This window comes from Paractinoplanes globisporus DSM 43857 (assembly GCF_000379645.1).
In the GTDB taxonomy this organism is placed as follows: domain Bacteria; phylum Actinomycetota; class Actinomycetes; order Mycobacteriales; family Micromonosporaceae; genus Actinoplanes; species Actinoplanes globisporus.
In genome coordinates this window covers 128,260-141,246 of sequence record NZ_KB903309.1, presented here as the reverse complement: position 1 = coordinate 141,246, position 12,987 = coordinate 128,260, and the positions used below count along the sequence as shown (strand labels likewise).

Annotated in this window: 11 protein-coding genes; 2 read left to right on the top strand and 9 right to left on the bottom strand. The window is 70.7% G+C overall.

What is annotated here, in order from left to right:
- Nucleotides 1-38: 38 nt before the first annotated feature.
- The 6 genes from A3CQ_RS0124845 to A3CQ_RS0124820 all read right to left on the bottom strand — a co-directional run bounded on the left by A3CQ_RS0124845 (nucleotide 39) and on the right by A3CQ_RS0124820 (nucleotide 6,772).
- On the bottom strand, nucleotides 39-1,220 hold the full coding sequence (locus A3CQ_RS0124845) for an ROK family transcriptional regulator (RefSeq protein WP_020513660.1): 1,182 nt from the start codon (nucleotides 1,218-1,220) through the stop codon (nucleotides 39-41).
- 31 nt (nucleotides 1,221-1,251) lie between these two features.
- A complete protein-coding gene (locus tag A3CQ_RS0124840) occupies nucleotides 1,252-2,508 on the bottom strand; it encodes a sugar ABC transporter permease (protein ID WP_020513659.1) in 1,257 nt (418 codons plus the stop codon).
- Complete coding sequence (locus A3CQ_RS0124835) at nucleotides 2,505-3,320, bottom strand: ATP-binding cassette domain-containing protein (RefSeq protein WP_026206149.1); 816 nt, start codon at nucleotides 3,318-3,320, stop codon at nucleotides 2,505-2,507. Before A3CQ_RS0124835 ends, A3CQ_RS0124840 begins: the two co-directional genes overlap by 4 nt.
- A gap of 154 nt (nucleotides 3,321-3,474) precedes the next feature.
- Nucleotides 3,475-4,575, bottom strand: a complete 1,101-nt coding sequence (locus A3CQ_RS0124830) for a sugar ABC transporter substrate-binding protein (RefSeq protein WP_020513657.1) — start codon at nucleotides 4,573-4,575, stop codon at nucleotides 3,475-3,477.
- Between the two features lie 376 nt (nucleotides 4,576-4,951).
- Entirely contained in the window at nucleotides 4,952-5,437 is a 486-nt protein-coding gene (gene ybaK / locus A3CQ_RS0124825) for a Cys-tRNA(Pro) deacylase (RefSeq protein WP_020513656.1), read from the bottom strand.
- A gap of 96 nt (nucleotides 5,438-5,533) precedes the next feature.
- Nucleotides 5,534-6,772 carry a THUMP-like domain-containing protein gene (locus A3CQ_RS0124820; RefSeq protein WP_040432771.1) on the bottom strand — a complete coding sequence of 413 codons (1,239 nt, stop codon included), beginning with the start codon at nucleotides 6,770-6,772 and terminating at the stop codon, nucleotides 5,534-5,536.
- 247 nt (nucleotides 6,773-7,019) lie between these two features.
- Between A3CQ_RS0124820 and groES the strand changes: the two genes are divergently transcribed.
- Complete coding sequence (gene groES, locus A3CQ_RS0124815; protein WP_012015047.1) at nucleotides 7,020-7,328, top strand: co-chaperone GroES; 309 nt, start codon at nucleotides 7,020-7,022, stop codon at nucleotides 7,326-7,328.
- A gap of 71 nt (nucleotides 7,329-7,399) precedes the next feature.
- The gene (groL, locus tag A3CQ_RS0124810) at nucleotides 7,400-9,049 is read left to right on the top strand and encodes a chaperonin GroEL (RefSeq protein ID WP_020513654.1); all 1,650 of its coding nucleotides are present in this window, start codon (nucleotides 7,400-7,402) and stop codon (nucleotides 9,047-9,049) included.
- 111 nt (nucleotides 9,050-9,160) lie between these two features.
- On the opposite strand, the gene A3CQ_RS0124805 is transcribed toward groL, so the two are convergent.
- The 3 genes from A3CQ_RS0124805 to A3CQ_RS0124795 all read right to left on the bottom strand — a co-directional run bounded on the left by A3CQ_RS0124805 (nucleotide 9,161) and on the right by A3CQ_RS0124795 (nucleotide 12,984).
- Complete coding sequence (locus tag A3CQ_RS0124805; RefSeq protein WP_020513653.1) at nucleotides 9,161-10,969, bottom strand: ABC transporter ATP-binding protein; 1,809 nt, start codon at nucleotides 10,967-10,969, stop codon at nucleotides 9,161-9,163.
- Nucleotides 10,966-12,657: an ABC transporter ATP-binding protein gene (locus A3CQ_RS0124800; protein WP_020513652.1), complete on the bottom strand. Its 1,692-nt coding sequence runs from the start codon at nucleotides 12,655-12,657 to the stop codon at nucleotides 10,966-10,968. The genes A3CQ_RS0124805 and A3CQ_RS0124800 overlap by 4 nt, the downstream gene beginning before the upstream one ends.
- 72 nt (nucleotides 12,658-12,729) lie before the next feature.
- Nucleotides 12,730-12,984: a hypothetical protein gene (locus A3CQ_RS0124795; RefSeq protein ID WP_026206147.1), complete on the bottom strand. Its 255-nt coding sequence runs from the start codon at nucleotides 12,982-12,984 to the stop codon at nucleotides 12,730-12,732.
- Between the last annotated feature and the right edge of the window lie 3 nt (nucleotides 12,985-12,987).

Here is a 12,987-nt window from a genome sequence, read left to right as displayed (position 1 = left end):
TTCGCGTGGTCCCGTGCGTCGATGCCCGGGTCGCCGGCTCACGCCAGCAGCAGCGGGTCCTCGAGGAGATGCTCGAAGGCCAGCTCGGCCGCGCCGATCAGGGCCGCGTCGTAGCCGAGCTCGGGGGTGCGCAGCCGGATGTGCTCGCGGCAGGCCGGCAGCGCGATCGCGTTGAGGCGGCTGCGGATCTGCGCGGCCGCCACCAGGTACACGTCCCGGAGCGTGCCGCCGAAGATGACCGCCTCCGGGTTGAAGATGTTGACCAGGTTGCCGACGCCGAAGCCGATCCACTCGCCGACCTGCCGCACCGCGAACTGGGCCTGGCTGTCCCCGCGCATGGCCGCGTCGACCACGGCCAGCACCGCCTCGCGGCCGGTCTGCTCGCCCCGGCCGGCGTGCTTGAGCAGCGCGTACTCCCCGATCTCGGTCTCCCAACAGCCGCGCGAGCCGCAGCTGCACTCCCGGCCGTACGGGTTGACGACCATGTGGCCGACCTCGCCGCCGTACCCGCCGTGGCCGGACACCCGCCGGCCGTCGGCGATGATGCCGGCGCCGACACCGACGTCGCCGTACAGGTAGACAACGTTGTCGCAGCCGGCCGCGGCGCCCCGGCTGTGCTCGACGAGGGCCGACACGTCGGCGTGGTTGCCGACGGTCAGCTTGCCGGCGTCGCCGAGCTCCGTGCGCAGCGCGGCGCCCACCGGCTCTTCGACCCAGCCGATCGTCGGCGCGAGGCGGACCATGCCGTCGACACGCCGGACCATGCCGGCCACCGCGACCCCGGTGCCGACGTACAGCGCGTCGTCGGGCACCTTGGCACGCATCTCGTGGACGAAGTCCGAGAGCGGCTGCACCGCGTCGAGCACCTGCATGCCGCGCGGCCGGTCGGTCTCCCGCCGGTCCAGGATCTGGCCGCCCAGGCCGACGCGGGCCGCCCGCAGCCGATCCACCTCGATGCTCAGGGCGTACGCGTAGACCTTGGAAGACTCGGGCCGGACGACCAGTGAGGGTCGCCCGGCCCGGCCGGTCTCCCGCGGTGCCTCCTCGCTGACCAGCCCGGCGGTGGTCAGCTCGGCGGTAAGAGCCCCGATGGTGCTGCGGTTGAGCCCGAGCCGGCTGGTGAGTTCCGCCCGGGAGGTCGCGCCGTGCACGTGCACGTACCGCAGCAGCGTCCCGAGGTTGTGCCGGCGGACCTCCTCCTGGCTGGGGCCGGCCCGCATCAGCGTGCCGCCCCCGCGCCCAGGGTCTCTCTCATCGGTTTCCGGTAGCCGCCGCTCTGCGGCGGGCGAGTGCATCGACGCTCGCGGCGACCAGCAGGATCAGACCGGTCACGATGTACTTCGTGCCGGCCGAGTAGCCCAGCAGGCCCATGCCGTTGTCGATGACGGTGATGACCGCGCCGCCGATCACCGCGTTGATCGCCTTGCCCTTGCCACCGAAGAGGCTGGTGCCGCCGATGACGGCCGCGCCGACCGAGTACAGCAGGATGTTGCTGCCACCGGTGTTCGGGTCGACCGAGTTGGCCCGGCTGACGGCCAGGATGCCGCCGATCGAGGCCATGAACGAACAGATGATGAAGACCGAGATGCGGATGCGGTCCACCGGGATACCGGCCCGGCGGGCCGCCTCGGTGTTGCCGCCGACCGCGTAGACGTGCCGGCCGTACGTGGTGCGGCCGAGGATGAACGTCCAGATCACCAGGAACACGGCGATGATCGGGACGACGATCGGCACGCCCTTCACCGAGTTGAGCACCGGGTTGATCGAGCGCTCCTGGGTGAGCACGATGGTCGGGATGATCAGCACGACGGCGAGGCCGGCGATGCGCATCGCCACGATCCCCATCGGGTCGGTGACCAGGCCGCGGGCGGCGCGGCTGCGGACCCGGCTGAGCTGGACCACCGCGTAGCCGACGATCGCGACGATCGTGAGGGCCCAGCTGAGCGCCACCGACAGGTTGCTGTTGGCCAGCTTCAGCACGAAGGTGTCGGTGATCGAGATGTTCTTGCCGCCGCCGAGCAGGTACAGCAGGATGCCCTGGAACGCGAGGAACGCGGCCAGGGTGACGACGAACGACGGGATGCCCAGTTTCGCCACCATGAAGCCGAGCACGAAGCCGATCACGATGCCGGTGACCATGGCCGCGGGGATGGCGCCGTACCACGGCCAGCCGTGGTTGGTCAGGAGGATCGCCATGATCGCGCCACAGACGCCGGAGGCGAAGCCGGCGGAGAGGTCGATCTCGCCCAGCAGCAGGACGAAGACCAGGCCCATCGCGATGAAGATGTACTGAGCGCCCTGCGAGAACAGGTTCGCGAAGTTCAGCGAGCTGAAGAACGTGTCGCGCGCGATGCCGAAGATCAGGCTCAGGATGATCAGGCCGATGACGGCGGGCAGGCTGCCGAGGTCGCCGCCGCGGACCTTGCCCCAGTAGTCGTGGAAGAAGCCCGCGACGGTCGGCTTGACGACCTGGACGCCGCCGGCCGTGGTAGTCGTGGTGGTGCTCACTGGTCGCCTCCGGGCGTGATGTCGACGACGTCGCCGTTGAAGTCGGACGGCTTCTCGGGGGGCAGGCCGATGTTGCCGCTGCGGCCGGCGGTGATCAGCTCGACGATCTGGGAGTGCGTCACCTCGGTGGCCTTCACCTGCGCGGCCATCCGGCCCAGGTAGAGCGCGGCGATGCGGTCGGAGACCGCGAAGACGTCATTCATGTTGTGCGAGATCAGCACGACCCCGAGGCCGTTGTCCGCGAGGCGGCGAACCAGCTCCAGCACCTGGGCGGTCTGCGCGACACCGAGCGCGGCGGTCGGCTCGTCGAGGATCACGACGCGGCTGTTCCAGAGCACCGCCTTGGCGATCGCCACGGTCTGCCGCTGGCCACCGGAGAGGCTGGCCACCAGCTGACGGAGCGACTTCACCGTACGGACGGAGAGGCTGGCGAGGGTGTCGCCGGCCATCTGCTCCATGGTGGGCTCGTCGAGCACGATGCCGCGGGTCTTCTCCCGGCCGAGGAACATGTTCTGGACGATGTCCAGGTTGTCGCAGAGGGCGAGGTCCTGGTACACGACCTCGATGCCCAGCGCGGCCGCCTCGCGCGGGCTGTGGATCGCCACCGGGTTGCCGTCGAAGGTGATCGTGCCCTTGTCGATCGTGTAGATACCGCTGACGCACTTGACCAGCGTCGACTTGCCGGCGCCGTTGTCGCCGACAAGGGCCGTGACCTCGCCGGGGTAGACGCTCAGACCGACGTCGTGCAGGACCTGAACGGGACCGAAGCTTTTGTCGATCCCGCTGAGCTCCAAAAGGGGTGTCGCGGCCACGGTGGTTCTCCTTCGCTAAGTGACCGGGTGTCGTCGTCGGTGGCTCCGCCACTGGCGATCGGGTGGGGGGTGACCCGACTCCGGCGCCGCCCACGCCCCGAGGGGGTGAGCGGCGCCGTCGTCAGCCGTTCGGGACTAGCCCATCACAACCAGGTCAGCTGATGCCCGCGTCCGTGCAAGCCTTCGCGAAGTCGGCGGTGCACAGCTCGTCCTTGGTGACGAACCCGTCCGCGATGACGTCCTTGACGTTCGCCTTGGTGATGGCCTGGGGAACCAGCAGCACCGAGGCAACGTCCTTCTTCGACTCCGGGTCGGTGACCTTGCCGGTGGCCGAGGTCGGCTTCTGGCCCTTGGCGATCGCGATGGCGAGCTCGGAGGCCGCGTCGGCCTCCTTCTTGATCGCCTTGTAGACCGTCATGCACTGGTCGCCGACGAGGATGTTCTGCAGGCCCTGGGTGGTGGCGTCCTGGCCGGTCACCGGCACCTGGCCGTTGAGCTTGTTCTTCTTGAGCACCGAGATGACCGCGTTGCCGAGGCCGTCGTTCGCCGCCAGAACACCCTTGATGTTCTTGTTCTGGGTCAGCATCTGCTCGAAGATCGTGCCGCCCTGAGCGTTGTCCCAGTCCGGAACGGACTGGTTCGGGCCCTTGGTCAGGGTGCCGTCCGTGTAGAGCGGGTTGAGCACCGAGTCGTAGCCCTGGGCGAACAGGGTGGCGTTGTTGTCGGTCGGGGCGCCGTTGAGCTCGGCGACGACCGGCTTGGTGTAGTTCTTGGCCTTGAGGCAGTCGACCAGGCCCTGGCCCTGCAGCTCGCCGACCTTCACGTTGTCGAACGACACGTAGTAGTCCGCGCCACCGTTCAGGGTGAGGCGGTCGTAGTCGATCGTGGCGATACCGGCGGCCTTGGCCTTGTCCAGCACGGCCTTGCCGGTGCCGGAGTCCAGGTTGACGATGATGAGGACCTTGACGCCGCTCGAGATCATGCCGTCGGCGATGGTCTGGAACTGGGTCTTGTCACCCTGTGCGTTCTGGATGTCGGCCTGGACGCCGGCCGCGTCGAACGCCTCCTTGAGGTACTTGGCGTCGGCGGTCGCCCACCGGGCCGAGGACTTGGTGTCCGGGAGGATGACGCCGACCTTGCCGGTCGTCGAGCCGCCACTGCTGCCGGAGTCGCTGCCTTTGGAGTCGCCACAGGCGGCCACGCTGCCGGTCGCCAGGAGGCCGACCGCGGCAAGGGCGAACAGTCCCTTACGCATTCCTTGTGTCCTTTCGGGTAATCCGGGCCTTCGATCGGATTCGATGGTGTGCGCTGCGGGAGTGTCGCTCCCCGAGACGCCGAATGATCAGGAGCTAGTTTGTTGTGCCCGGCAACGTATTCCCGTTGCGGCCTGTCGCACAAGCGGTGTTCCGCGGCGATCTCGTAACCCGGCATAACAATCCGGCAACACGGCGGTGATCCAGGGGTTTCGGCCCTACCGACGACCGGGGGCCGGTCCCGGACGATCGCATCAGGTCGCTCACGTAGTGACGCTAAGTCACTCCGTTGCCCGTTCTCGCCCATTCTCGTGAGAAAGATCCCCCCAGGCCGTAACGTTGTCGTAACGGACTGACAACGGGAGGAAATATCACCCTTTATGTCCGAATGGCGGCAATAACCGCCTCGGTCAGACGAATCAGGTCGGCCGGTGCGAGCGCCACCTGCAGGCCGCGACGGCCCGCCGAGATGAACATCTGGTCAAGCGCGAGCGCCGAGTCGTCCACCACCGTGGGCAGCCTCTTGCGCTGCCCGAGCGGACTGATGCCGCCACGCACGTAACCACTGCTCCGCTCGGCCGCGGCCCGGTCGGCCAGCGCCGCCCGCTTGCCGCCGGCCGCGCCGGCCAGCGCCTTGAGGTCGAGATCGCCGGTGACCGGCACGACGCCGACCACGAGTTTCCCGTCGACCTCCGCGATGAGTGTCTTGAAAACCCGCTCCGGGCCGATCCCCAACGCCTGCGCCACGAGTGCGCCGTAGTTGGGCGCGTCCGGGGAGACGTCGTACGGGTGGAGGGGGTGTTCCACCTTTTGATCGACAAGCACGGCCGTCGCCGGGGTACCGGCCGCGGGCTTTTTTGCCATGGCCAGAAACCTACTCGTCGCGCGATCCGGCGGTGCATGTGATGTCTGCCCCTTTTGCCCCGGTGAAGTGCCCCTGCGGCCGGTGCGGAGCGGGCCTCAGACCGGGCGGCAGAGCATCGCCGTGGGTGCGCCGGCCACCCGGGTCAGCACGAGCGAGGCCGCCTCGGGGCCGGAAAGTCGCAGGTCACGGCGGAGCTGGTCGGGCTCGAGGGCCGAACCCCGCTTGCGGATCTCGAGGCGGCCGACGCCGCGGTCGCGCAGCAGGGCTCGCAGCCGCTTCAAAGAGAACTGCAGCACATCGGTTATCTCCAGCCGCCGGCCGAACGGGGTTTCGACGGGCTCGTCGGCGTACACATAGGCAATGTCGGGATCAGCGAGACGGCCGCCGACGGTGGCCGCGAACTCGGCGACCAGATGCGAGCGCACCACGGCGGGGTCAGGGTCGAACAGGTACCTACCCACCGGGCCGACCGTCGCGGCCGCGACGCCACTGCCCGTCAGCTCGAAAACGCCTCCCGCCCGCTCCCCGGCGGCGCTCGCGCCCGTTGTCCCCGCGGCGCCCTTGTCTCCCGCGGCCGTGCGCAGCAGCGTGGCGCGGCGGGCGACGGTGGCGAGCGGGCCGCACCAGAAGGCGGCCTCGACCAGATCGCCGTCGACGCTCACCCACTCGCCCTCGGCGCCGGGCGGGAGCAGGTCGTGGTCGATCCCGGGGGCGAGCTTGAGGACCGTGCGCGGGACCCGGCCGGCGAGCGCGGCCACGAAGTCCCACGGCGGCGAGTACGAGCGCGGGTCGAACACCCGTCCCCGGCCGGCGCGGCGGCGGGCCGGATCGGCGAACACCGCGTCGTAGTCCTCGACCCGGACCGACGTGGCGTCCGCGCGGTCGACCTTGATCCGATCGTCGAGGCCCAGGGCCGCCGCGTTGGCCCGGGCGACCTCGGCCGTCAGGGGATCGGTCTCCACCGCGTACACGAAAATGCCGGCACTCGCCGCCGCCAGGGCGTCGGAGCCCAGCCCGCACCCCAGATCGGCCATGGTCCTCACCCCGGCCGCCGCGAGGCGCCTCGCCCGGCGCTCGGCCACAACCGCTCGCGTCGCCTGCTCGAGCCCCGGCCGGGTGAAGAACATCCGCGCGGCCCGCTCACCGAATTTCGCGACCGCCCGGCGCCGCAGATCGACCTGGGTGAGCGCGGCGGACGCAAGCTCCGCGCCGACGCCACGGGCCCGCAGCGCGCTCGCCGCGGCGAGTGGATCACCGGCGGCCACCTCGGCCGCCGCGGCCAGCGCATTCACCCCTTCGGGGGTACGCAAGAGAGCCAGAGTCTCGGGGGTCACGCAGGCATTCTCCCCGGCGTGACGACATTGGCACTCTGGTTGACGGAGTGCTAGTTCCGGCATAACCTCGCGGTTAGCACTCTCAACATGAGGGTGCCAGCCGTTCACCCGACGGGCGGACGGTTAGGCACCAGGCGGACCGGCACCCGCGACGACGGCCCCGCCCGGTGGCATGAGGCAGCAGAGTCGACTCGCTCTGGCCGGCCGGCAACGCGGCCGGCGAAACGTTACCCAGGAGGGTATGCCCGTGACTACCGCGACCAAGGTTGCGATCAAGCCGCTCGAGGACCGCATCGTGGTCCAGGCGAACGAGGCTGAGACCACCACGGCGTCGGGCATCGTGATCCCCGACACCGCCAAGGAGAAGCCGCAGGAGGGCACGGTCCTCGCTGTCGGCCCGGGCCGGATCGACGACAAGGGCAACCGCGTTCCGATCGACGTGAAGGTCGGCGACACGGTTCTCTATTCGAAGTACGGCGGCACCGAGGTCAAGTACGCCGGCGAGGAGTACCTGGTGCTCTCCGCCCGCGACGTCCTCGCGGTCATCGAGAAGTGACCTACTGACAGTGCGCACCGCCCTGGCCCACGAAATTGGGTCAGGGCGGTGGTGCTTGAAAGGACCTATACATGGCGAAGATTCTCAGCTTCTCTGACGACGCCCGGCACCTGCTGGAGCACGGCGTCAACACGCTCGCCGACACGGTCAAGGTCACTCTCGGCCCGCGCGGTCGCAACGTCGTCCTGGACAAGAAGTTCGGCGCGCCCACGATCACCAACGACGGCGTCACCATCGCCAAGGAGATCGAGCTCACCGACCCGTACGAGAACCTCGGGGCCCAGCTGGTCAAGGAGGTGGCGACGAAGACCAACGACGTCGCCGGCGACGGGACCACCACGGCCACCGTGCTCGCCCAGGCGCTGGTCCGCGAGGGCCTGCGCAACGTGACCGCCGGGGCCAACCCGCTCGGTCTCAAGCGCGGCATGGACCAGGCGGCCGAGGCCGTCTCGAAGGCGCTGCTGGCCAAGGCCGTCGGCGTCGACGACCACAAGGCGATCGCCAACGTCGCCACCATCTCGGCTCAGGACGCCACCATCGGCGAGCTGATCGCCGAGGCGATGGACCGGGTCGGCCGCGACGGTGTCATCACCGTCGAGGAGGGCTCGGCCATGCTGACCGAGCTCGAGGTCACCGAGGGTCTGCAGTTCGACAAGGGCTTCATCTCGCCGAACTTCGTGACCGACCCCGAGGCGCAGGAGGCCGTCCTCGAGGACGCGTACATCCTCCTCACCACGCAGAAGATCTCCAGCCTCGAGGAACTGCTCCCGCTGCTGGAGAAGGTCCTGTCGGCCGGCAAGCCGCTGCTGATCATCGCGGAGGACGTCGAGGGCCAGGCCCTGTCCACCCTGGTGGTCAACGCGATCCGCAAGACCTTCAAGGTCGCCGCGGTGAAGGCGCCCGGCTTCGGCGACCGGCGCAAGGCGATGCTGCAGGACATGGCGATCGCCACCGGCGGCGAGCTGATCGCGCCCGAGCTCGGCTACAAGCTCGACCAGGTCACCCTCGACATGCTGGGCACCGCCCGGCGCGTCGTGGTCGACAAGGAGAACACCACGATCGTCGACGGCGGCGGCAAGACCTCCGAGGTCACCGACCGGGTCGCCCAGATCCGCAAGGAGATCGAGGCGTCCGACTCCGACTGGGACCGCGAGAAGCTCTCCGAGCGCCTCGCGAAGCTTTCCGGCGGCGTCGCGGTGATCAAGGTCGGCGCGGTCACCGAGGTCGAGATGAAGGAGCGCAAGCACCGCATCGAGGACGCCATCTCGGCGACCAAGGCGGCCGTCGAGGAAGGCACCGTCCCCGGTGGCGGCGCTGCTCTCGCGCAGCTCGTCTCGGAGCTCGACGGCAACCTCGGCCTCACCGGCGAGGAGGCGATCGGCGTCGGCATCGTCCGCAAGGCGCTGGTGGAGCCGCTGCGCTGGATCGCGCAGAACGCCGGCCACGACGGCTACGTCGTGGTGGGCAAGGTCGCCGAGCTGGGCTGGGGCCACGGCCTCAACGCGGCCACCGACGAGTACGTCGACCTCGCCGCGTCCGGCATCATCGACCCGGTCAAGGTGACCCGCAACGCGGTCTCCAACGCCGTGTCGATCGCCGGTCTGCTGCTGACCACGGAAAGCCTCGTGGTCGAGAAGCCGGCCGCGCCGGAACCGGCCGCCGCCGGCGGCCACGGTCACAGCCACGGTGGCCACGGCCACCAGCACGGCCCGGGCTTCTGACCGAACCCAGTACCACCCACCGAAAGGGCGCGCCGCAGGGCGCGCCCTTTCGCGTTCACCAACCGACCCCGCCCGACCGGGCCGCCCATCGGGCACGCCGTGCGTTGGCGGTCAGCGCCTGGCGCCGGCGGCGTCGGTGTCGGCGAGGGGCTCGTCGGTGTCTTGCGGGGTGCGTTCGCCGTGCCAGGAGCGCCAGAGCGACGCATACGGGCCGTTCGCGGCGACCAGCTCGTCGTGGGAGCCGAGCTCGGTGATGCGGCCGTCCTCGACCACGGCGACGCGGTCGGCGTCGTGGGCCGAGAAGAGCCGGTGCGCGATCGCCACCACCGTGCGCCCGCGCAGCACCGCCGCCAGCGACCGTTCCAGGTCGCGCGCGGCTCGCGGGTCGATCAGCGAGGTCGCCTCGTCGAGCACCAGCGTGTGCGGGTCGGCCAGGACGAGCCGGGCCAGCGCGATCTGCTGCGCCTGCGCCGCCGACAGCTGGTGACCGCCGGAGCCGACCGTGGTGGCGAGGCCGTCGGGCAGCGCGAGCGCCCAGTCGAGCGCGTGCACGGCCGCGAGCGCCGAGCACACCTCCGCCTCGTCCGCGCCCGGCCGGACCATGGCGACGTTGTCCCACACCGTGCCGATGAAGACGTGGTGCTCCTGGCTGACCAGCGCCACCTCGGTGCGCAGCCGGTCGAGCGGAAGATCGCCCAGCGGCACCCCGCCGACCGTGATCGTCCCGGCGGTGGGTTGGTACACGCCGGCCAGCAGCCGGCCCAGCGTCGACTTGCCAGCGCCGGACGGCCCGACGACGGCCAGCCGCTCCCCCGGTTCCAGCGTCAGATCGATACCGTGCAGCACCTCGCGCCCGGGCGCGTAAGCGAATCGCACCCCGCGCACCTCGATCCGCGCGCCGACCGGCGTGGGCACCTCGGCCGCCGGCTCGGGGTTGTCGCTCCGGCCTTCCGCGACGCCGAGCAGCCGGGCCAGCGACGCCATGCCGACCTGGAGCTCGTCGAGCCAGCTCAGCAGCCGGTCGACCGGGTCGATCAGCAACTGCACGTAGACGACCGCGGCGGTCAGCTGGCCGAGCGTGACCGTCCCGCCCAGATAGAGCAGGCCGCCCACCAGCAGCGTCGCCACCACCGGCAGCACATAGCCGACCTCGACGACCGGGAACCAGACCGTACGGAGGAACAATGTGTACCGCTCGGCCAGCCACGTGCGGTGCAGATCGTGGTCGGTGCGCTCGACCCTCTCCCGCCGGCGGCGCAGCGCGTCCACCGTGCGGGCGCCGTCCACCGTCTCGGCCAGACCGTCGGTGACGGCCGAATAGCGGGAGTTCTGCTCGAGATACGCCTTGGGAGCACGACGGAGATACCACCGGGTGCCGCACACGATGATCGGCACGGCGACCAGCAGCGGCAACGCCAGCAGCGGCGTGACGACCGCCAGCGCGCCGATCACGAGCACGATCGTGATCAGCGCGATCATGGTTTCCGGTACGGCGAGCCGCACGCACCGGGAGAGCGCGTCGACGTCCCTCGTCGTACGGGTCAGCAGGTCGCCGCTGCCGGCTCGTTCCACGGTGGACAGCGGCAGGGCGAGCACCCGCTCGACGAATTCCTCGCGCAGCCGGGCCAGCACGCCCTCGCCGAGCCGCGCCGAGGCCAGGTGGGCGAAGCGGGTCAGCACCGACTGCAGCAGCACGAAGCCGGCGATCAGCAACCCGAGCCGGTCGATCACGGCAGCGCCGCCACCGTGCTGCAGGCTCTCGACGAGCTCGCCGAGCAGGCGCGGCCCGACCAGCCCGGCGATCGCCGCGGCGATGTGCAGCGTGACCGCGCCGCCGAGCGCTCGCGGATATCGCCGGAACAGGTCCACGACGTACCGCCGGACCTGGGTGTTGTCGGCGACGGGCAGCAGGCCGGTCACGGCTGGTCCTCCCGGAGCACGGTGCGGGCGTAGCGGGGCTCGGTGTCGAGCAGGCCGTGGTGGCTGCCGGTGGCGACGATGCGGCCGTCCTCGACGAAGCAGACGCGGTCGGTGCGGTCGAGCACGAGCGGGCTCGACGTGCAGAGCACCGTGGTGCGGCCGGCCCGGGCGGTGATCAGCCGCTCGGCGATGCGGGCCTCGGTGTGCGCGTCGACCGCGCTGGTCGGCTCGACCAGGATCAGCGTGTCGGGGTCGGCGACCAGCGCGCGGGCCAGCCGCAGCCGCTGCTGCTGGCCGCCGGAGAACGACCGGCCCCGCTCGGCGACCTCGCTGTCGAGGCCGTCGGGCAGTGCCTCGACGATGTCGGTCGCCGCCGCCGTGTGCAGCGCGGCCGGCAACAGACCGCTGCCGTACGGGTCCAGATCGGAGCGCAGTTGGCCCGAGAAGAGGTGGGCGTCGTTGTCGGCCACCAGGATGCGCCCGCGGACCGTCGCCACGGCGAAGTCGCCGAGCGGCCGGCCGCCGACGGTGCCGCCCTCCGCGTAGCGACCCAGGCGGTCGGCGATCAGCGCGGCCTCGGCGGGCTGGGCCGACACGATCGCGGTGATCTCGCCGGGGCGGACGACCACGCCGGACTCCGGGTCGGCCAGGTCGCCGGCGAGGTGCGCGGGCGGAACCGGTGACTGCGGGTCGGGCAGGTCGGTCTCCGCGTTCAGCATCGTGACGACGCGGCGGGACGCGACGTGGCCGCGGGTGAGCTTGTCGAGTGCCTCCGTGAGCTGGCGCAGCGGGGCGACGAGAAAGGCCGCGTACGCGTAGAAGGAGACCAGCTGCCCCACGGTGATCTGCCCGGCCAGCGCGAAATGGGCGCCGAGCCAGGTGACCAGCACCAGGAAGACGCCGGGCAGCAGCACCTGCGCCGCCTCGAGCAGCGACTCGACCCGGGCGGTGCGCACGCCGGCCGCGCGCAGCGACTGCGACTCGACGCGATAGCGCTCGGCCATCATCGCCTCGCCGCCCACGCCCCGCAGCACCCGCAGGCCGCCGACCAGGTCGGCCGCGCGGCCGGTGAGCAGGCCCTGCTGCTCGCGGGAGTCCTGCTGCCGGTGGTGCAGCGGCTTGATGAGCAGGCCCACCACGGCCATCAGGACCGGCACGCCGAGCACCACGACGAGGCCGAGCGGGACCGAGGTGGTCAGCAGGATGACCGTCACCATGACCACGGCGACCAGCGAGCCGGTGCCGCGGGCGGTGATGTCGAGGGCTCCGCCGATCGCCCGGATGTCGGCCGTGCCGATGGCCACGACCTCGCCGGTGTCGAGCCGCCGGGGCAGTGCCGAGCCGAGCCGGGCGGCCTGGCGGACGGTCACCTGGACGGTGACGAACATCGCGCTCAGGAAATTGACCACCGCGAATCGATGCCGGGAGACGCCGGTATAGGCCTGGGCGGCGCCGACGACGAACAGCACCAGGCACCAGGTCAGCAGGTCATGACGGTCGTGCCGGGTGGAGGCGTCGATCGCCCGGCCGATCACGGCGGGCACGAAGGCCTGGCACAGCATCCAGAGGACGGCCATGGCGATCGCGGCGAAGACGGTCACGCGGTAACGCCGGACCAGCCAACCCAGGTAGTGGGTGGCGGACCGGTCGTCGGGGTCGCCGGGGTCGGCGTCGGGCAGCTTTCGCATCAGGGCCCCGACGTTACGGGCGGGGTCCGACAGTTTGCGACGCGTTTTCCCGGTGGGTGACCGGGGCCGCCGTCAGCGGTCGACGGGGCTGAAATCCCAGACGTGCGGCGCCCGCGCGACCAGTTTCGCCGGCGGTGTGGGCAGGCTTTCCGGCGTGCCGCGCCACTTCGAGATGACCACGATGCGGTTGTCGGTCGACGAGTACACCTCGCTCGACACGTGCAGCGGCAGCACCTCGATCCGCGGCACAGCCACGTCGCAGACCCAGGTCAGCAGCTCGTCGAAGCCACGGGCCGAGGCCCGCACCTCCCACATCCTTGCGATCATGCT